The organism is Pseudomonas fragi (genome assembly GCF_025426255.1).
Lineage (GTDB): Bacteria > Pseudomonadota > Gammaproteobacteria > Pseudomonadales > Pseudomonadaceae > Aquipseudomonas > Aquipseudomonas kulmbachensis.
Map to the genome: position 1 here is coordinate 4,095,604 of NZ_CP104861.1, position 19,770 is coordinate 4,115,373.

A 19,770-nucleotide genomic window follows, 5' to 3' on the forward strand; every position below is an offset into this window, starting at 1 on the left:
GATATGGAAATTGTATTAGCCTTTTGAAGAAGCTTTGCCGCCGGGGGTCACTTACCGACGCGCTTTTCCAGTTGTTTCAACCGTCTGGCAATGTCGTCCAGCTGACGAATACGTGCCGCACTCTTGCGCCACTCAGCGGCTGGTTGCATAGCCGTACCGGAAGAATAGGCGCCTGGCTCGGTAATCGAGTGGGTCACCATCGTCATGCCAGTCAAGAACACATTGTCACAAATTTCAATATGCCCAACCAAACCGACACCACCCGCCAACATGCAGTGCTTGCCGATTTTAGTGCTACCGGAAATCCCGACACAGGCGGCCATGGCCGTATGGTCACCCACCTGAACGTTGTGTGCGATCTGGATCTGGTTATCCAGCTTGACGCCATTACCGATCAGTGTGTCGGCCAAAGCACCGCGGTCGATGGCGGTATTAACACCGATTTCGACATCATCACCGATGGTTACACCACCGATTTGAGCGATCTTTTGCCAAACACCCTTCTCGTTGGCAAAGCCAAAACCCTCGCCACCCAGCACGGCACCCGACTGAATAACCACACGCTGACCGATGCGAACATCGTGATAAAGCGTCACACGCGGAGCCAGCCAGCCGTCTTCGCCAATTACACAGCGAGCCCCGATAAAGCAATGAGGCCCGACCGTGACGCCAGCAGCGATGCGCGCACCGCTTTCGATCACAGCAAAGGCACCAATGCATGCTGCAGGATCAACCACCGCGTCAGCAGCAATCACTGCCGTTGGATGAACGCCGGCAACCGCTTTGGGCTTGGGGTCAAACAGATGGGAAATTCGGGCATAAGCCAGATACGGATCGGGTACAACCAGCGCATCCCCGACATACTCCTCGGCGTCTGCAGCCTTGAGCAATACAGCCCCGGCATGGCAATCAACGAGGAATTTTCGGTATTGGGGGTTGGCCAGAAAGCTCAACTGAGCTGGGCCAGCCTCTTGTAAAGTGGCTAGCCCAGTGATTTCTTTCTCCGCAGAGCCACGCAGTGTGGCTCCAAGGAACTCGGCCAATTGGCCGAGTTTTATAGTCGCAGTCATAATTACTTCAGCTGATTCATGCGCTCGATAACCTGGCGAGTGATGTCGTACTGAGGTTTGACATCAATCACAGCACCACGCTCGAACACCAGGTCAAAGGCGCCTTTCTTGATGACTTCTTCAACAGCGCTGTCCAGTTTTGGCTTCAGCTGTTTAAGCATTTCGCGGTCAGCAACGGCTTTGGCTTCGTTCAGCTCCTTGGATTGGAACTGGAAGTCACGGGCCTTTTGCTTGAATTCAAGTTCCAGGCGTTCACGTTCGCCCTGCTGCATTTTGTCGCCGCCCTTCACCAGACGATCCTGAATGCCTTTGGCGCTGCTTTCCAGGCTTTTGAGCTTGGTCAGTTGCGGGCCAAACTTCTTCTCGGCATCCACGGCATAACGCTTGGCTGCGTCCGACTCAAGCAATGCCATCTGATAGTTCAGTACGGCAATTTTCATGTCGGCGAAAGCCGGGCCTGCCACTAGAACCGAAGCCAGGAGAACCAATTGAGTCAACTTACGCACGATGCACTCCTAAAAAATCCGTTGTCTGTATCTAAGGTCAGGCTTTAGAAAGTCTGGCCGAGGGAGAATTGGAACACTTGAGTGTCTGCGTCATCCGGTTTCTTGATCGGCATGGCCAAGCTGAAGCTCAACGGGCCAAGCGCAGTTACCCAGGTCACGCCAACACCAACAGAACTGGCCATGTTACTAAAGCCGATATCGCAATCCTTGGTATCACCCTTGCAGTTGGTGTCGAACACGTTACCCACATCCCAGAACACGGAGGTACGCAGGGAGCGCTGGTCTTTCACAAACGGCATAGGGAACAGAACCTCTACACCACCCTGGATCAGCACGTTACCACCAAACGGCAGCGGATCTTGATCCGGGTCCGCAATGGTGCCCGGATTTCTACCGGAGCTTGGAGTGCTGCGAGGGCCCAAGGCGCTGTCCTTGAAACCACGTACCGAGTTGAAACCACCAGCGTAGTAGTTCTCATAGAACGGCAGGCCAGCAGTCGAACCATAACCATCACCATAGCCCAACTCTGTGTGCAGACGCATGGTGTAGGTGTCGGTCAGTGGTTGGAACAGCTGAGCGCGATAATCAAGCTTGTAGAACTGCAGGTCACTGCCCGGAATCGTGGACTCAAGCACCAGACTCTGGGAACTGCCACGTGTTGGCAACACACCTTTGTTCAGAGTCGACTCGGACCAACCTACCGATGCCTTGAAGTTGAGGTACTTGTCGCCTTCACGATTTACGAAGTCGAAAATTTCGTCAACGGTGTACTGACCGGTACTGATTTCATCCTGCTGCACTGTCAGACCGTAGGTCAGACGCGATGTATCACTGATCGGGTAGCCCATGGTGATACCAGCACCAAGGCTGTCCACCGAGTAGTTTGCTACGTCAACGTCCAGCTCTTTGTAGTCGGTTGTACGGTAGAACGCGTTGTAACCTAGGCTCACACCATCAGCAGTCCAGTACGGATCAACATAGCTGAAGTTGTAGCGGCTCTGGTATTCGCTGCGCGTCAGGCCAATGCTGACCTTGTTACCCGTACCCAGGAAGTTGTTCTGGGTAATCGAGCCGCCAAGGATCAAACCGGCGCTCTGGGCAAAACCGACGCTGGCAGTGATCGAACCCGACGCCTGTTCTTCAACTGCGTAGTTAACGTCAACCTGGTCGTCAGTACCTGGTACTGCCGGGGTTTCAACGTTGACTTCCTTGAAGAAGCCCAGGCGCTCAAGGCGAACCTTGGACTGATCAATCAGGTAGGTCGAAGCCCAGCCACCTTCCATCTGACGCATTTCGCGACGCAGCACTTCGTCGGCCGACTTGGTGTTGCCGCGGTAGTTGATGCGGTTTACGTAAGCACGCTTGCCCGGATCGACCACAAAAGTAATGGCAACAGTGTGATTCTCAGGGTTTGGCTGAGGCACGCCGTTGACGTTGGCGAAGGTGTAGCCTTCGTTACCCAGGCGACGGGTAATCAGCTCGGAAGTAGTGGTCATCAGCTTGCGCGAGAACACTTGGCCCGGCTGAACCAGCAGCAGCGACTTGATCTGATCTTCAGGAACCTTGAGGTCACCGCTCAGTTTCACTTCGCCGACGTTGTATTTTTCGCCTTCGTTCACGTTAACGGTGATGTAGACGCTTTTCTTGTCGGGCGTGATCGAGACCTGGGTCGAAGCGATATCCATATTGATATAGCCGCGATCGAGGTAGTAGGAGCGCAGACGCTCAAGGTCACCCGACAGTTTTTCACGAGCGTACTTGTCGTCATTCTTGAAGAACGACAACCAGTTCGTGGTTTTCAGTTCGAACAGGTCAACCAGATCCGATTCAGGGAAAACCGTATTACCCACCACGTTGATGTGCTGGATAGCGGCAACCGTGCCTTCGTTGATATTGACCTTCAAGGCAACGCGGTTACGCGGCTCGGGCACCACTTCGGTGTCTACCGTCGCCGAATAGCGGCCCTGGGCAACATACTGACGTTGCAGTTCGTTACGCACACCTTCAAGGGTGGCGCGCTGGAAAATCTCACCTTCGGCCAACCCCGACTGTTTAAGACCTTTCATCAGGTCATCAGTGGAGATCGCCTTGTTCCCGTCAATTGTGATGCTGGAGACGGAAGGACGCTCGACAACCGTGATAACAAGCACATTGCCATCACGACCCAGTTGGATATCCTGAAAGAACCCGGTTTTGAACAACGCACGAGTGGATTCCACCAAACGGCGGTCATCCGCTACCTCACCCACGTTCAGAGGCAACGCACCAAACACGCTACCGGCGGAAACCCGCTGGAGCCCGTTGACACGGATATCAGAGATAGTGAAGGACTCGGCGTGAACTTCGGCGATCATCAGTACGGCGAGAACCGCAGTTAGCAGCAGACGTTTCATGAAGTCCTTTCTTATTCCAACTGGCAATAAACAAACTGCCGCAAAATGCGGCAGATTCGCAATTCAGCGAAGCGTTTACAGACGACCCAGATCGTTGATCAAGGCAAGTAACATCACCCCGACCACCAAGCTGATCCCGATCTGCATTCCCCAACCCTGCACCCGATCCGACAAGGGACGACCACGCGCCCACTCGATCAGATAAAACAACAAATGCCCCCCATCCAGTACAGGTATGGGCAACAAGTTCAGAACCCCCAGGCTTATGCTCAGATAAGCCAGAAAATTCAAGAAATCCGCAACACCCGACTGGGCAGAAGCGCCCGCCACTTTAGCAATGGTTATCGGTCCACTCAAGTTTTTTACCGAGAGCTCACCGAACAACATTTTCTTCAGCGAGTCGAGCGTCAATATGCTCATGGTCCAGGTGCGTTTTGCCCCTTCCCCGATTGCTGCGAGCGGGCCATAACTGACCTCCCGGATCATCGCTGGTGGCCAATCGACACCTTTGACCCCTGCCCCCAGGTAACCCGTTGCCGCCTTGCCTTCACCGCGAGCTGCCAGCGTGACAGGTATCTCAACAGGCACGCCATCGCGTTCAACACGCAACACGACACGTGCATCCGGGCGCACACGAACCCAGTCAACAACCTGCTGCCAATCCTTGATGACCTGATCGTTCATGGCCAGCAGCTTGTCACCGGTTTTAAGCCCTGCGGCCTGCGCTGGACCTTTCGGGTCCAGCTCTGCCAGAACTGCCGGCAGCTCGGGACGCCACGGACGAATCCCCAAGGAGGTGATAGGGTCCGGCTCATCGGCACCCTTGAGCCAGTCTTTCAATACAAGTTGATGCGACGCTTGGGCAGAGGAGTCCGGCTCACGCACAACAACCTGCAGAGAGCCGCTTTCACCCAGACGTCGAACCAGTTGCAGATTGACGTTGGACCAGCCTGTCGTAGCCTCGCCATCAATGGAAACAATTTCCTGACCCGCGACCAAACCGGCTTGCGCCGCCAGGCTGCCGCTTTCAACCGCACCGATGACCGACCGCACTTGCTGGCTGCCCATCATGGCCAGCACCCAGAAGAACGCCATCGCCAGCATGAAGTTGGCTATCGGCCCGGCCGCGACAATGGCAATGCGCTGACCTACGGTTTTACGATTGAACGACTGATCGAGTTGATCGGCAGGCACTTCGCCTTCGCGCTCGTCGAGCATTTTAACGTAGCCACCCAACGGGATGGCTGCGACAACAAACTCGGTGCCCTGGCGATCATGCCAGCGCAATAGAGGCGTACCGAAGCCCACGGAGAAGCGCAGAACCTTGACGCCACAACGGCGCGCCACCCAAAAGTGACCGAATTCATGAAAAGTGACCAGCACCCCCAATGCCACCAGGGTGCCAACAATCATATAGAGCGCACTCATCTACTTTCTCCGCGATTCTGTCCGGTTCCGGCAAGCACCACTTTTTCAGCCGTTACGACTCAACCACTGTTCAGCCAGCATACGAGCTTTGGTATCAGCGGCAAACACCGCTTCCAGCTCGTCTACGGCGACTACAGGCTCGCTATTCAATACATCTTCGATAATACGGGCGATCTGCGGATAACGGATTCGCCCGTCCAAAAAGGCAGCCACTGCAACCTCGTTCGCCGCATTAAGCATCGCTGGGGCACTATTACCGGCCTCGGCCGCCTCGCGAGCCAGACGCAAACAAGGGAAACGTTGCTCGTCAGGACGCTGGAAGTCCAGTCGTGCCACTGCAAACAGGTCCAGCGGCGCAACACCCGAATCAATACGCTCAGGCCAGGCCAAGGCATTGGCAATCGGCGTACGCATATCCGGATTACCCAACTGAGCCAGCACCGAGCCATCCACATAATCGACCAGCGAATGAATCACGCTTTGCGGATGGATAACCACTTCAACCTGATCCGGCCGGGCATCGAACAACCAGCAAGCCTCGATCAGTTCCAGGCCCTTGTTCATCATGCTGGCTGAATCGACCGAAATCTTGCGCCCCATCGACCAATTGGGATGAGCGCAGGCCTGATCTGGAGTGACATGCTCAAGCTGGGCCAGCGGCGTTTCACGGAACGGCCCGCCAGACGCGGTAAGCAAAATCCGACGAACCCCTACATTCCCCAGACCGCGGGCAAAATCCTGCGGCAAGCACTGGAAGATCGCATTGTGTTCACTGTCGATGGGCAGCAATACCGAGCCGCTACGACGTACGGCCTGCATAAACAGGTCGCCGGTCATCACCAGCGCTTCCTTGTTGGCCAGCAGGATCTTCTTGCCGGCATTGACTGCTGCCAGTGTCGGACGCAGGCCCGCAGCACCAACGATTGCCGCCATTACCGCATCGACTTCAGGAGCCGAGGATATCTGGCACAAGCCCTCCTCACCCACCAATACCTCGGTGTTGAGCCCCGCAGCGCGCAAATCCGCCTGCAACCGGCTCGCAGCCTGCTCATGGGGTACCACCACAACTTGCGGGCGGTGCTTGACGCACAAGGCCAGCAGCTCGGCGAGACGGCTATAGCCGCTCAAGGCAAAGACCTGATAACGATCAGGGTGACGCGCAATAACATCCAGGGTGCTCAGGCCAATAGAGCCCGTAGCCCCCAGAACAGTAATCTGTTGTGGGCGACTCATGACGCAGCCATCCACAGTAATACCGCAAATACAGGGATCGCCGCCGTCAGGCTGTCGATCCGGTCCAGCACACCGCCATGGCCCGGCAGCAAATTGCTGCTGTCTTTAATTCCAGCCTGGCGCTTGAACATGCTTTCCGTGAGATCGCCCACCACCGAGATCAATACAATCACGGCGGCGCCGACCAGCGCAGCAAACATCTGCGAAGCGCTCCAGCTACGCACTACACCGACGACAGCAGTGATCAGCAGGCTCAGCAACAAACCACCAAAAACACCTTCCCAGCTTTTGCCCGGACTGACTTTAGGGGCCAGCTTGCGTTTGCCAAATTTGCGCCCGGAAAAATAAGCGCCAATATCTGCGCCCCAGACCAGAACCATCACTGCCATGATCAGCCAGTTACCCAGCGGCATTGCCTTGATCAGAACCAGACCTTGCCAAGCTGGCAACAGGATCAGCAGACCAATAACCAGCTTGGCCGCAATACTCGACCAGTGCCCGGCCGATTGCGGAAAGGTCAGCACCAAAAAGGTTGCTGCTGCCCACCACAATACCGCCGCACCCAGCACCCAAGGCGCCAGATCAGGGAAAACGTGCAGACCAAACAACAACAAGGCCACTATCGCGGCAAACAAAACCCGCGCAGTTTGAGCCTCAAAGCCTGCAAGACGCGCCCATTCCCAGGCACCCAAAGTAACGACTACGCCAATAAACAGCGCAAAGCCGCTGCCCTCAAGCAGAAAAAAACCGCACAAGGCAATTGGCAGCAAGATAAGCGCAGTGATGATTCGTTGTTTCAGCATTAAATCCGGGCTCCAGCCTCAACCTGCTCGCTCGTTTTACCGAAGCGGCGCTGGCGAGAAGCGAAATCAGCCAATGCATGACGCATGGCCTCGTGTTTGAAGTCCGGCCAGAACAGGTCGGAGAAGTACAACTCGGAATAGGCTAGCTGCCACAGCAAGAAATTGCTGATGCGGTGCTCGCCTCCGGTACGGATACACAAATCAGGCAACGGCTGATCACCCGTTACCAGACAGGTTTGCAACAACCGGGGGGTGATTTCCTCCGGCTGCAAATGACCTGCCTGGACTTGACGTGCCAGCTGTTGGGCAGCTTGCGCGATGTCCCACTGACCACCGTAGTTAGCGGCGATCTGCAACACAAAGCGACCCTCGCCCACCGTCATTGCTTCCGCTTCACTCATCGCCTTTTGCAAGTCCGGATGAAAGCGTGAGCGGTCGCCAATGATCCGCAAACTGATCTCGTTTTCGTTGAGGCGCTTGGCCTCACGACGCAGCGCCCGGAAGAACAGTTCCATCAGGGCACTGACTTCCGCAGCAGGTCGCTGCCAGTTTTCACTGGAAAACGCGAACAGGGTAAGCACCTCGACTCCCGCCTGGGCACATACCTCAATTACCGCACGAACCGCATCCACACCCGCTTTATGCCCGGCAACACCCGGCAGAAAGCGTTTTTTCGCCCAGCGATTATTACCGTCCATGATGATCGCGACATGTCGCGGAACAGATGACGGGTCAGCCTGCTTCGTCTTTTCCATAAAACGCCCTGACCCTTATACGGCCATCAGGTCCGCTTCTTTCTGCTTGGTGGCAACTTCAATATCTGCCACAGCCTTGTCGGTCAGCTTCTGGATATCATCAGCGCCACGACGCTCTTCGTCTTCGCTGATTTCCTTTTCCTTGACCAGGTCTTTGAGCTGGCTCAAGGCGTCACGACGGATATTACGTACGGCAATACGGGCATCTTCAGCAGCGTCACGCGCCTGTTTGGCGAAAACCTTACGGGTTTCTTCAGTCAGGGCAGGCATGGAGATCAACAACAATTCGCCCAGGTTGGTCGGATTGAGGTTCAGACCAGCGCTCTGGATTGCCTTGTCGACTGCGCCCAGCATGTTGCGTTCGAACGCTACGACTTGCAGGGTGCGGGAGTCTTTAACGGTGATGTTCGCTACCTGGCTGATCGGAGTATCCGAGCCGTAGTAAGGAACCATCACGCTACCCAGAATGCTTGGGTGAGCCTTGCCGGTACGGATCTGGCCAAATGCATGGGACAGAGATTCCAGCGACTTCTGCATGCGCGTTTGAGCGTCTTTCTTGATTTCGTTGATCATTGTTGACCTTCCTCGATCAGAGTACCTTCAGCGCCGCCGTGGACAATATTAAGCAGGGCGCCGGGCTTGTTCATATTAAATACACGCAATGGCATTTTGTGGTCACGGCACAGACAGATAGCCGTCAGATCCATAACACCCAGTTTGCGATCCAGTACTTCATCGTAAGTCAGATGATCGAACTTCTCGGCATGCGGGTCTTTGAATGGGTCTGCGGTGTACACGCCGTCAACCTTGGTCGCCTTGAGTACCACATCAGCATCGATTTCAATGGCACGCAAACAGGCAGCCGAATCCGTTGTGAAAAATGGATTACCGGTACCTGCAGCAAAAATCACCACATCCTTGGCGTTGAGATGGCGCATGGCCTTACGACGATCGTAATGATCGGTCACGCCTACCATGGAAATAGCCGACATAACGATGGCGGAGATATTCGCACGTTCCAGCGCATCGCGCATGGCCAAGGCGTTCATCACGGTAGCCAGCATGCCCATATGGTCGCCAGTTACACGGTCCATACCTGCGGCGCTCAATGCGGCACCACGGAACAGGTTGCCACCACCAATTACCAATCCTACCTGAACGCCGATGCCGACCAACTGGCCCACTTCCAGCGCCATGCGGTCGAGTACTTTGGGGTCGATCCCGAACTCTTCAGAGCCCATCAGGGCTTCGCCGCTTAGCTTGAGTAGAATGCGTTTATAGCGAGCTTGATAACCACTGCCCTGCTGAGCCATTGCGAATCTCTCCTGCCGCGTTTTATTGAAAATCTGTGCGAGGCCATTCTGCAGCCTGCGCTCTAACTGTGGCACTGCACAGCAGTGCCATCGGAACACGATTTTGTTAACCGGTTCCGTTGAGAAGGTAAAAACCCCTCCCATCTGAAAAGAGGCTGCGCGCGTGAGCGGGCAGCCTCTTGGGTCGACAGTTAAAAACCGTCTTATTGCTTGCTTGCAGCCACTTGAGCAGCAACTTCTGCTGCGAAGTCATCAACTGGCTTCTCGATGCCATCACCTACTTTGAAGTAAGTGAAGGAAACGATTTCAGCGCCGGCTTTCTTGGCCAGTTCGCCGACTTTGATTTCCGGGTTCTTGACGAAAGCTTGCTCAACCAGGCTGGCTTCAGCCAGGAACTTGCTGATACGACCGGCAACCATTTTTTCAACGATTTCTGCTGGCTTGCCTTTGATCTTGTCTTCGTTGAGGCTCATGAACACGGTTTTTTCGCGTTCGATAGCATCAGCGGAAACTTGCGATGGCAGCAGGAACTCAGGGTTGCTTGCAGCTACGTGCATGGCGATGTCACGAGCCAGCTCAGCGTTGCCGCCTTTCAGAGCAACTACAACACCGATTTTGTTGCCGTGCAGGTAAGCATCAACAACATCGCCTTCGATACGAGCCAGACGACGGATGTTAACGTTCTCGCCTACTTTACCAACCAGAATCAGACGAGCTTCTTCTTGAGCGGCGATCAGCGGAGCTGCGTCGGTCAGTTTGTCAGCAAACGCTTTTTCAACGCTGGCAGCGACGAAGTTTTTGAAGTCTTCTTGCAGAGCCAGGAAGTCGGTTTGCGAGTTGACTTCAAGAATTACGGCAGACTTGTTGTCTTCCGCAACTTTAACTGCGATAGCGCCTTCAGCAGCAACGTTGCCTGCTTTTTTGGCTGCCTTGATAGCGCCCGAAGCACGCATGTCATCAATGGCTTTTTCGATGTCGCCGCCAGCCTTGGTCAAGGCTTTCTTGCAATCCATCATGCCTTCGCCAGTACGCTCACGCAGTTCTTTAACCAACGCTGCAGTAATCTCTGCCATTTCAAAATTCCTCTTGGATAGGTTTTCAACCATTCCACCCGACCGAACGGGCGTTCAATTCGTGTGAAGCCCACCTCGAATCAACTGTGCAGGCCGCCATCTGATACAGATACGACAAACATGGTTACAACAAATGGATTTCGAGGTGGCAAAAAGGGGGCCAAGCCCCCTTTTTGCGTACTGAGTAAACGCTAGGCGTTAATTACTCAGCCTTCAACTACCGCTGCAGCTGGAGCTTCTTCGACGAAAACGTCGGTGCCGCCAGCAACGTGGTTACGGCCTTTGATCACAGCATCAGCCATCGCACCCATGTACAGCTGGATAGCGCGGATTGCGTCATCGTTACCCGGGATGATGTAGTCAACACCTTCTGGGCTGCTGTTGGTATCGACAACGCCGATTACCGGGATACCCAACTTGTTAGCTTCGGTGATCGCGATACGCTCGTGGTCAACGTCGATAACGAACAGTGCGTCTGGCAGACCGCCCATGTCCTTGATACCACCCAGGCTACGATCCAGCTTCTGCAGATCGCGAGTACGCATCAGCGCCTCTTTCTTGGTCAGCTTGGCGAAAGTACCGTCTTCTGCCTGGATTTCAAGGTCACGAAGACGCTTGATCGAAGCACGAATGGTTTTGAAGTTGGTGAGCATGCCGCCCAACCAGCGGTGATCCACGTACGGCGAACCGCAACGTGCTGCTTCTTCAGCAACGATCTTGCCAGCGGAACGCTTGGTGCCGACGAACAGAATCTTGTTTTTGCCCTGGGCCAGACACTCTACGAAAGTCAGAGCTTCGTTGAACATTGGCAGGGTTTTTTCAAGGTTGATGATGTGGATCTTGTTACGCGCGCCAAAGATGTATTTACCCATCTTCGGGTTCCAGTAACGGGTTTGGTGACCGAAGTGCACACCGGCCTTCAGCATATCGCGCATGTTGACTTGGGACATGATAGTTCCTTAATAAGTCGGGTTAGGCCTCCACGTATCCCAACGACCAACCAGCAGCTTCAAGCTGAAGGCACCCAGGTCATCGTGTCGACACGTGTGTGGGTTTGTGCTCTGCGGGCTATACCCGCAAAGCGGCGCATTTTATACCACAAGAAGGTCAAAAAACGAAGCGTGGATTTTGACTTTATTGCTAAGCCTTTGCCTGACAAGGGTTTACCCCAGGCTGGCTCTTGGCTCTTGCCTGACAATGTTACTGCCGCCACTAAAATATTCCAAACACCGCTGAGGCCCATAACAGTGCCGGAGTGAGGGCACCGCCGAGCTTGGACGAGGCGGCCGTATGGTAGGGCAAGGCCTTTTTGGTTCCTTTTGTGGCTGTTTGCCAAAAGTAACCCGCCGTAAGGGCGGAACCTTTATTTCAGTTGGACGCGAATGCTGGATATGTACTCACAACTCAAGTGAAAACCACCGAGTACATATCCATTCGATGTATCACGGCTTTCTACGGGTTCCGCCCTTACGGCGTCTCACTTTTGTCAAACAGCCACAAAAGTAAGCAAAAAGGCCTCGCCCCAGCGTACGGCCCTCGCTTCGCTCAGGTGCCCCTCACTCCGGTCCCGCTCCGTGGGCACGCCGTGACGGGCCATCCCTGGCCCGGCACGGCTCTCCCGGCATCCATGCCGGTCAACCCACTGCGCAGAACCTCCATTCGGCCTCCCGAAGGGGCAGGTAGATCAAAAGCCAAGTCAAAAACAGATCAAATGCAGATCAAATGCAGATCAAATGCAGATCAAATGCAGATCAAATGCAGATCAAATGCAGATCAAATGCAGATCAAAAGATGGATCATTAACCGCCACCTTTTTTGCGCAGGCCTTCGAATAGAGCCAGAATGCTCCACTCTATTAATAGAAGCGATGGCGCTTGGCTCATGATTCACGCCGGCCGTCTGTTAGAATCGCGTTTTCATGACGGTGTGCAGCTATAACAGCACATCCGCAATCCTGATGATGAGCGCCAACGCGCGAAGAGAGCCCGAATGACCGTCACCCTCAAAACCCCCGAGGACATCGCAAAAATGCGTGTCGCCGGCAAACTGGCCGCCGAAGTCCTGGAAATGATCGCCGAGCACGTCAAGCCAGGCGTTACTACTGAAGAGCTGGACCGCATCTGCCACGACTATATCGTCAATGTGCAAGAGGCCATCCCTGCTCCCCTCAATTACAAAGGCTTCCCCAAGTCGATCTGCACCTCGATCAACCATGTGGTGTGCCACGGCATCCCGGGTGACAAGGTCCTGAAAGACGGCGATACCCTGAACATCGATGTGACCGTGATCAAGGATGGCTATCACGGCGACACCAGCCGCATGTTCCACGTCGGCAAGGTTCCAGTCTGGGCCGAACGCCTGTCGCAAGTGACACAGGAATGCATGTACAAGGCCATCGAAATCGTCAAGCCGGGCTGCCGCCTGGGCGATATCGGCGAAGTGATCCAGAAGCACGCTGAAAAGAACGGCTTCTCGGTAGTGCGCGAGTTCTGCGGCCACGGTATCGGCAAGGTGTTCCACGAAGAGCCGCAAATCCTGCACTACGGTCGCGCAGGCACCGGCATGGAGCTCAAGGCAGGCATGACATTCACCATCGAGCCGATGATCAACCAGGGCAAGGCCGACACCAAGGTGCTGGGCGACGGTTGGACCGCAATTACCAAAGACCGCAAGCTGTCTGCACAGTGGGAGCACACCCTGCTGGTGACCGAGACCGGCTACGAGATCTTCACCCTGCGCAGCGATGACACCATCCCACGCGTTTCGGCCTGATACTTGCCTGTTTTCACCGTTTGAACAGAAACAAATCCCACGACAGGAATGCCAATCGATGCCGCAGGTGGATCCAGAACTTTTTGACCGTGGCCAGTTCCAGGCCGAACTGGCATTAAAGGCAAGCCCCATTGCCGCTTTCAAAAAGGCGATCCGCCAGGCACGCGAGGTGCTCGACGAACGCTTCAAAAGGGGGCGCGATATTCGCCGCTTGATCGAAGATCGTGCATGGTTCGTCGATAACATCCTGCAACAGGCCTGGGATCAGTTCAGCTGGAGCGACCAGGCCGACATTGCTCTGGTCGCCGTCGGCGGCTACGGCCGTGGCGAGTTGCACCCCTACTCCGACATCGATCTGCTGATCCTGCTGGACAACGCCGATCACGAAGTTTTCCGCGACTCCATTGAACGCTTTCTGACACTCCTTTGGGACATTGGCCTGGAAGTAGGTCAGAGCGTGCGCTCAGTGGAGGAATGCGCCGAGCAGGCCCGCGCCGACCTGACCATCATCACCAACCTGATGGAAAGCCGTACCGTGGCAGGCCCCGAGCATTTGCGCCAACGCATGCTGGATGTCACCAGCACCGCGCATATGTGGCCCAGCAAGGACTTTTTCCTGGCCAAGCGCGCAGAGCAAAAAGCCCGTCACCACAAGTACAACGACACCGAATACAACCTGGAACCCAACGTCAAAGGCTCGCCTGGCGGCCTGCGCGATATCCAGACCCTTTTGTGGGTAGCCCGTCGCCAGTACGGGACCCTGAATCTGCGCGCCCTGGCAGGCGAAGGCTTTCTGGTGGAAAGCGAACACGCCCTGCTCGCCTCTTCCCAGGAGTTCCTGTGGAAGGTGCGCTACGCCCTGCACATGCTCGCAGGCCGCTCTGAAGACCGCCTGCTGTTTGATCATCAGCGCAGCATCGGCGAACTGCTCGGTTTTACCGGCGAAGATGCCAAGCAGACCATCGAAAACTTTATGCAGCAGTACTACCGGGTGGTCATGAGCATTGCCCAGCTCAGCGACCTGATCATCCAGCACTTCGAAGAGATTATCCTCGCCCCCGAAGACGAAGCGCCGCCAACGCCGTTGAACTCACGCTTCCAGTTGCACGATGGCTATATCGAAGCCACCAGTGACTACGTGTTCAAGCGCACCCCGTTCGCCATGCTCGAAATATTCCTGCTGATGGCCCAACACCCTGAAATCAAAGGTGTACGCGCGGACACGATTCGTCTGCTACGGGAGCACCGTTATCTGATCGACGACGAATTCCGTAAAGACATTCGCAACACCAGCCTGTTTATCGAGTTGTTCAAGTGCAAGATCGGCATCCATCGCAACCTGCGCCGGATGAACCGATACGGCATTCTCGGACGCTACCTGCCAGAGTTCGGCTTTATCGTCGGACAAATGCAGCATGACCTGTTCCACATTTACACGGTCGACGCGCACACCCTGAACCTGATCAAGCACCTGCGTAAGTTGCAATACACCCAAGTGTCAGAGAAATTCCCGCTGGCCAGCAAGCTAATGGCCAAGCTGCCCAAGCCCGAGCTGATTTATCTGGCCGGGCTGTACCACGATATCGGTAAGGGCCGGCACGGCGATCACTCAGAAATTGGCGCCGTGGATGCCGAAGCGTTCTGTATTCGCCACCAGTTGCCGCAGTGGGATACCCGCCTGATTGTCTGGCTGGTGCAAAACCACTTGGTCATGTCGACCACCGCCCAGCGCAAGGACCTGTCCGATCCGCAGGTCATCCATGACTTTGCCCAGATCGTGGGCGATGAGACCCATCTCGACTACCTGTACGTACTGACCGTGGCCGACATTAACGCCACCAACCCGACGCTGTGGAACTCCTGGCGCGCCAGCCTGTTGCGCCAGCTCTACACCGAAACCAAGCGCGCCTTGCGTCGCGGCCTGGAAAACCCGGTAGACCGCGAAGAGCAAATCCGCCAGACCCAAAGTGCTGCGCTGGATACGCTGGTGCGCAACGGCAACGATCAGGATGACGTGGAGCAACTCTGGTCGCAGCTGGGCGACGACTACTTCTTGCGCCACACCTCGGCCGACGTAGCCCTGCACACCGAAGCCATCCTGCAACAACCTGCCGATGGCGGCCCCCTGGTGCTGATCAAGGAAACTACCCAGCGCGAGTTCGAGGGCGGTACGCAGATCTTCATCTATGCGCCTGACCAGCACGACTTCTTCGCCGTGACCGTGGCCGCCATGGACCAACTCAACCTGAACATCCATGACGCGCGCATCATCACGTCCAGCAGCCAGTTCACCCTCGACACCTATATCGTGCTCGACAACGACGGCGGCTCGATCGGCAACAACCCGGCGCGCATTGAAAAAATCCGCAAGGGCCTGACTGAAGCCCTGCGCAACCCGGATGACTACCCGACCATCATCCAGCGCCGCGTGCCGCGCCAGCTCAAGCACTTTGCATTCGCCCCCCAGGTGACGATCCACAACGACGCCCAGCGCCCGGTCACCGTACTGGAGCTCAGCGCCCCTGACCGCCCGGGCCTGCTGGCGCGGATCGGAATGATCTTCCTGGAGTTCGACCTGTCACTGCAAAATGCCAAGATCGCCACTTTGGGAGAGCGGGTCGAAGACGTATTTTTCATTACCGACGCACACAACCAGCCGCTGTCAGACCCGCAGTTATGCATGCGCTTGCAGGACGCCATCGTTGAACAACTGACGGTCAACCAAGACTCAACCCCAGAACCGTGGCGCCTGAGCATCTAACCGCCGCCGAGTGAGACCCGCACCCCATGAACAACGCTCTAAAACAGCTACAGCCTTACCCGTTCGAGAAACTGCGCGCCCTGCTTGGCAGCGTGCAGCCCAACGCCGACAAACGCCCGATTGCGCTGTCGATTGGCGAACCGAAACACCGCTCACCGGACTTCGTGGCCAAGGCGCTGGCTGACAACCTCGACCAGATGGCGGTCTACCCGACCACATTGGGCATCCCGGCGCTGCGTGAAGCCATCGCTGGCTGGGCCGAGCGTCGCTTCAACGTACCAAAAGGCTGGCTCGATCCGGCGCGCAACATCCTGCCGGTCAACGGCACCCGTGAAGCCTTGTTCGCCTTCACCCAAACCGTGGTCAACCGTGGCGACGATGCTCTGGTCGTCAGCCCGAACCCGTTCTACCAGATCTATGAAGGCGCAGCCTTCCTTGCAGGCGCCCAGCCGCACTACCTGCCCTGCCTGGCCGAACATGGTTTCAACCCGGATTTCGACGCTGTTACGCCCGACATTTGGAAGCGCTGCCAGATCCTGTTCCTGTGCTCGCCGGGCAACCCTACCGGTGCACTGATCCCGCTCGACACCTTGAAAAAACTGATCGCACTGGCCGACGAATACGACTTCGTGATCGCTGCCGACGAATGCTACAGCGAGCTGTACTTCGACGAGCAAACGCCGCCGGTTGGCCTGCTCAGCGCTTGCGTGGCACTGGGCCGCGAAGATTTCAAACGCTGCGTGGTGTTCCACAGCCTGTCCAAGCGCTCGAACCTGCCAGGCTTGCGTTCTGGGTTCGTGGCGGGCGATGCAGAGATCCTCAAGGCATTTCTGCTGTATCGCACCTACCACGGCTGCGCCATGCCGGTTCAGACCCAACTGGCCAGCATTGCCGCCTGGAACGACGAAGCTCACGTGCGTACCAACCGTGATCTGTATCGCGAGAAGTTCGATGCGGTACTGGAGATTCTGGCCCCGGTACTGGATGTACAGCGACCGGATGGCGGTTTTTACCTGTGGCCCAAGGTTGAAGGCGACGACGCCGAATTCTGCCGCGACCTGTTCGCAGAAGAGCATGTGACCGTGGTTCCGGGTTCATACCTGTCCCGCGAAGTCGACGGCTTCAACCCCGGCGCAGGCCGCGTGCGCATGGCACTGGTTGCACCACTGGCTGAGTGCGTGGAAGCCGCCGAGCGCATCCGCGACTTTATCCAGCGCCGCCGCTAACCCCTCGCGACCCTGTAGCAGCTGCCGAAGGAACGAGGCTGCGTCCGGCGGCGCAGCCGCCGTAAGTCCGGCAAATGCGGTTTATCAGTGACACCCGCATATGCCTGATTTACGACCGCTGCGCGCTCGAACGCAGCCTTCGTTCCTCGGCAGCTGCTACGGTTTTATCAAGCCGTTACTTCACCGCCCCAAGATTCGCCTCGCTCAAGTCCAGATCCTTGAGGATCTCACCCAACGCGTCATCGCCGATTTCGTGATGCCGACGCAAGCTGTACAGCTCCAGCCGCTGTGCCCGCAGCGCCTTGAGACGCAATCGGCTTTCCAACTGATCCATCTGCGTAGCCAGTGCCTGCGCCTCTGCCGAGTCGTTGTACACCGCCAGCTGATGGCGGTATTCCGACATGATCCGCGCCTTCAGTTCCGCCGCCAGGGCTGCCTGTGCTGCATCCTGCGGCCCGTCGACCACATCTTCAGCCTCCAGCGCGTGAATCGCAGCTTCTGCCGTACGCCGCCAGGCCTCGCGCACCTCATTGCGCATCGCATCGTCCGGGCCTTTTTGGATGCCGCGTAACAACAAGGGCAGCGCAATACAGGCCGCCACCAGCGACAACAAGATCACCCCCGCCGCAATGAAGATCAGCAGGTCACGCTCAGGAAAATCCAATCCCTCGTTCAGCAACAGCGGTATCGACATCACCCCCGCCAGCGTCACTGCCCCGCGCACCCCGCCTACGGTCAGCAGCCAGCAGGAGCGTGCGGTCGGCACCATTGTCAGCTCGCCCTTACCGCGCCAGCGACGCAACAGGCCGGACAGGCGCCAGATGCTCTGCACCCAGATAAAACGCAGCGCCAACAACACCAGAAAAATCGCGACTACGTCCAGACAGCGGTACATCAAAGCCGGCCACAGGGTTGGTTCAAGGTGGACTACGGCTTTGATGATGTCCGGCAGTTGCAGGCCCAGCAACAAGAAGATCAGACCGTTAAACGCAAACTCCAGCAGCGACCACACACTGCGATTAAGCAACCGGGTGCTGGTCTGACGCGGCAGCAAGTCCAGCCAGCTCTGCATCATGCCTGCGGCTACGGCCGACAAAATCCCCGACGCCCCCAAACGTTCAGCCAACACATAGGCGGCAAAGGGCAGCAGCAACATGAACACCACATGAGTCGCCGGGTCATCCCAGCCACGGGCGATCATCCACGAACGCAAGCGCCCCACCAACCAGCTCAAGGCCACGCCGATGGCCAGCCCACCGCAAGCCACCAGGACAAAAGTCAGGCTGGCGTTGGCCAAGGAAAACACCCCGGTAATGGCCGCTACCAGTGCGAACTTGAACGTGACCAGACCCGTTGCGTCATTCATCAACGCCTCGCCTTGAAGCATATGCATCAAGGGCGCTGGCAACCGGTTTTGCGCGATGGCCGACACCGCTACCGCATCGGTGGGCGACAACACCGCAGCCAGGGCAAACGCCACAGGCAACGGAATGGTCGGCAGCAACCAGTGAATGAAATAACCGGCACCCACTACCGTAAACAGCACCAGGCCTACGGCCAGCGTCAGAATCGGCCCACGCAGGCGCCAGAACTCACGTTTTGGCATGCGCCAGCCATCCGAGAACAGCAACGGCGGCAAGAACAGAAACAGAAACAATTCAGGGTCCAGAGCCACATGCAGGCCCAGAGTCGGCCAGGCCAACACGGCACCTGCAGCTATCTGCACCAACGGCAAAGGCAAGGGAATCAAGCGCCCCAACAGACGCGAGACACTCACCAGCATTAGCAGGATGAGTACGGTATAGGCGGTTTGCATATCTACAAGGTTCCCAAACTTTCAGCTTCTACTAGACACAGCTAGCAACATTTTTGCATTGCAGGTCATAGTAGCCGCTAGCGACAAATCTTGAGTCTGAACATAAGTCGCAGTGCGACGACATGTCACAAGAGCGTGCGATGCTCAAGCCATCCACGCCCAAGCACGCGACCCATGGCATAATCCTCGACTGCTCATTTACAGCATCTCCAAAGGAGGGGCAATTTCCGTGAACGATTCAAGCAAGACGTTGCACCTTTTCGGCATCAAAGCCTGCGATACCATGAAAAAGGCTCGCACCTGGCTGGATGAACATGCAGTGCGCTACGACTTCCATGACTACAAAAGCAGCGGCATTGACCGTGAACACCTGACCCAGTGGTGCAACGAGCACGGCTGGCAAGTGGTGCTCAATCGCGCCGGTACAACCTTTCGCAAGCTCGACGACGAACGCAAAGCCGATCTCGACCAAGCCAAAGCCATTGAACTGATGCTCGCCCAACCCTCGATGATCAAGCGCCCGGTGCTGGATCTCGGGGACAAAACCCTGATTGGCTTCAAGCCTGATCTTTATGCGGCGGCGCTTCTTTAAACGACCGCCCATTTATTTTTGTAAGAGGT

General features: G+C 56.3%; 15 protein-coding genes and 1 pseudogene. 4 read left to right on the forward strand and 12 right to left on the reverse strand.

Going from position 1 to position 19,770, the window contains the following annotated elements; genetic code table 11:
• Positions 1 to 15: 15 nt before the first annotated feature.
• The 11 genes and pseudogenes from lpxD to rpsB form a co-directional block, all read right to left on the reverse strand.
• Positions 16 to 1,070 (reverse strand): annotated as a pseudogene (lpxD, locus tag N7D90_RS19015) (UDP-3-O-(3-hydroxymyristoyl)glucosamine N-acyltransferase).
• 2 nt (positions 1,071 to 1,072) lie between these two features.
• Positions 1,073 to 1,576, reverse strand: a complete 504-nt coding sequence (locus N7D90_RS19020) for an OmpH family outer membrane protein (protein WP_003440444.1) — start codon at positions 1,574 to 1,576, stop codon at positions 1,073 to 1,075.
• Positions 1,577 to 1,620: 44 nt separating this feature from the next.
• The gene (gene bamA, locus N7D90_RS19025) at positions 1,621 to 3,969 is read right to left on the reverse strand and encodes an outer membrane protein assembly factor BamA (protein WP_261739445.1); all 2,349 of its coding nucleotides are present in this window, start codon (positions 3,967 to 3,969) and stop codon (positions 1,621 to 1,623) included.
• 75 nt (positions 3,970 to 4,044) lie between these two features.
• Positions 4,045 to 5,397: an RIP metalloprotease RseP gene (rseP, locus tag N7D90_RS19030; protein WP_261739446.1), complete on the reverse strand. Its 1,353-nt coding sequence runs from the start codon at positions 5,395 to 5,397 to the stop codon at positions 4,045 to 4,047.
• Between the two features lie 45 nt (positions 5,398 to 5,442).
• Positions 5,443 to 6,630: a 1-deoxy-D-xylulose-5-phosphate reductoisomerase gene (ispC, locus tag N7D90_RS19035; protein ID WP_261739447.1), complete on the reverse strand. Its 1,188-nt coding sequence runs from the start codon at positions 6,628 to 6,630 to the stop codon at positions 5,443 to 5,445.
• The gene (locus tag N7D90_RS19040) at positions 6,627 to 7,433 is read right to left on the reverse strand and encodes a phosphatidate cytidylyltransferase (RefSeq protein WP_261739448.1); all 807 of its coding nucleotides are present in this window, start codon (positions 7,431 to 7,433) and stop codon (positions 6,627 to 6,629) included. The genes ispC and N7D90_RS19040 overlap by 4 nt, the downstream gene beginning before the upstream one ends.
• Positions 7,433 to 8,188, reverse strand: coding sequence for a polyprenyl diphosphate synthase (gene uppS, locus N7D90_RS19045; protein ID WP_261739449.1), 756 nt, complete (start codon positions 8,186 to 8,188; stop codon positions 7,433 to 7,435). The genes N7D90_RS19040 and uppS overlap by 1 nt, the downstream gene beginning before the upstream one ends.
• 15 nt (positions 8,189 to 8,203) lie before the next feature.
• Entirely contained in the window at positions 8,204 to 8,761 is a 558-nt protein-coding gene (frr, locus tag N7D90_RS19050; RefSeq protein ID WP_261739450.1) for a ribosome recycling factor, read from the reverse strand.
• Entirely contained in the window at positions 8,758 to 9,501 is a 744-nt protein-coding gene (gene pyrH / locus N7D90_RS19055; protein WP_003440426.1) for a UMP kinase, read from the reverse strand. The genes frr and pyrH overlap by 4 nt, the downstream gene beginning before the upstream one ends.
• Before the next feature lie 203 nt (positions 9,502 to 9,704).
• The gene (gene tsf, locus N7D90_RS19060) at positions 9,705 to 10,574 is read right to left on the reverse strand and encodes a translation elongation factor Ts (protein ID WP_048359908.1); all 870 of its coding nucleotides are present in this window, start codon (positions 10,572 to 10,574) and stop codon (positions 9,705 to 9,707) included.
• Between the two features lie 206 nt (positions 10,575 to 10,780).
• Complete coding sequence (gene rpsB / locus N7D90_RS19065) at positions 10,781 to 11,524, reverse strand: 30S ribosomal protein S2 (protein ID WP_261739451.1); 744 nt, start codon at positions 11,522 to 11,524, stop codon at positions 10,781 to 10,783.
• A 1,039-nt stretch (positions 11,525 to 12,563) separates the two neighbouring features.
• Between rpsB and map the strand changes: the two genes are divergently transcribed.
• The 3 genes from map to dapC are packed head-to-tail and all read left to right on the forward strand — an operon-like array spanning position 12,564 to position 17,333.
• Complete coding sequence (gene map, locus N7D90_RS19070; protein ID WP_261739452.1) at positions 12,564 to 13,346, forward strand: type I methionyl aminopeptidase; 783 nt, start codon at positions 12,564 to 12,566, stop codon at positions 13,344 to 13,346.
• Between the two features lie 58 nt (positions 13,347 to 13,404).
• Positions 13,405 to 16,107, forward strand: a complete 2,703-nt coding sequence (locus N7D90_RS19075) for a [protein-PII] uridylyltransferase (RefSeq protein WP_261739453.1) — start codon at positions 13,405 to 13,407, stop codon at positions 16,105 to 16,107.
• Between the two features lie 26 nt (positions 16,108 to 16,133).
• Positions 16,134 to 17,333 carry a succinyldiaminopimelate transaminase gene (dapC, locus tag N7D90_RS19080; protein ID WP_261739454.1) on the forward strand — a complete coding sequence of 400 codons (1,200 nt, stop codon included), beginning with the start codon at positions 16,134 to 16,136 and terminating at the stop codon, positions 17,331 to 17,333.
• 175 nt (positions 17,334 to 17,508) lie between these two features.
• On the opposite strand, the gene N7D90_RS19085 is transcribed toward dapC, so the two are convergent.
• Complete coding sequence (locus N7D90_RS19085; RefSeq protein ID WP_261739455.1) at positions 17,509 to 19,149, reverse strand: Na+/H+ antiporter; 1,641 nt, start codon at positions 19,147 to 19,149, stop codon at positions 17,509 to 17,511.
• 283 nt (positions 19,150 to 19,432) lie between these two features.
• Between N7D90_RS19085 and N7D90_RS19090 the strand changes: the two genes are divergently transcribed.
• Positions 19,433 to 19,741, forward strand: a complete 309-nt coding sequence (locus tag N7D90_RS19090; protein WP_228795906.1) for an arsenate reductase — start codon at positions 19,433 to 19,435, stop codon at positions 19,739 to 19,741.
• Positions 19,742 to 19,770: the final 29 nt, after the last annotated feature.

Coding starts and splice junctions, on each gene's coding strand:
- map (WP_261739452.1), top strand. CDS start 12,564: ATGACCGTCACCCTCAAAACCCCCGAGGACATCGCAAAAATGCGTGTC.
- pyrH (WP_003440426.1), bottom strand. CDS start 9,501: ATGGCTCAGCAGGGCAGTGGTTATCAAGCTCGCTATAAACGCATTCTA.
- tsf (WP_048359908.1), bottom strand. CDS start 10,574: ATGGCAGAGATTACTGCAGCGTTGGTTAAAGAACTGCGTGAGCGTACT.
- N7D90_RS19090 (WP_228795906.1), top strand. CDS start 19,433: ATGAAAAAGGCTCGCACCTGGCTGGATGAACATGCAGTGCGCTACGAC.
- dapC (WP_261739454.1), top strand. CDS start 16,134: ATGAACAACGCTCTAAAACAGCTACAGCCTTACCCGTTCGAGAAACTG.
- N7D90_RS19085 (WP_261739455.1), bottom strand. CDS start 19,149: ATGCAAACCGCCTATACCGTACTCATCCTGCTAATGCTGGTGAGTGTC.
- uppS (WP_261739449.1), bottom strand. CDS start 8,188: ATGGAAAAGACGAAGCAGGCTGACCCGTCATCTGTTCCGCGACATGTC.
- rpsB (WP_261739451.1), bottom strand. CDS start 11,524: ATGTCCCAAGTCAACATGCGCGATATGCTGAAGGCCGGTGTGCACTTC.
- ispC (WP_261739447.1), bottom strand. CDS start 6,630: ATGAGTCGCCCACAACAGATTACTGTTCTGGGGGCTACGGGCTCTATT.
- bamA (WP_261739445.1), bottom strand. CDS start 3,969: ATGAAACGTCTGCTGCTAACTGCGGTTCTCGCCGTACTGATGATCGCC.
- N7D90_RS19040 (WP_261739448.1), bottom strand. CDS start 7,433: ATGCTGAAACAACGAATCATCACTGCGCTTATCTTGCTGCCAATTGCC.
- rseP (WP_261739446.1), bottom strand. CDS start 5,397: ATGAGTGCGCTCTATATGATTGTTGGCACCCTGGTGGCATTGGGGGTG.
- frr (WP_261739450.1), bottom strand. CDS start 8,761: ATGATCAACGAAATCAAGAAAGACGCTCAAACGCGCATGCAGAAGTCG.
- N7D90_RS19075 (WP_261739453.1), top strand. CDS start 13,405: ATGCCGCAGGTGGATCCAGAACTTTTTGACCGTGGCCAGTTCCAGGCC.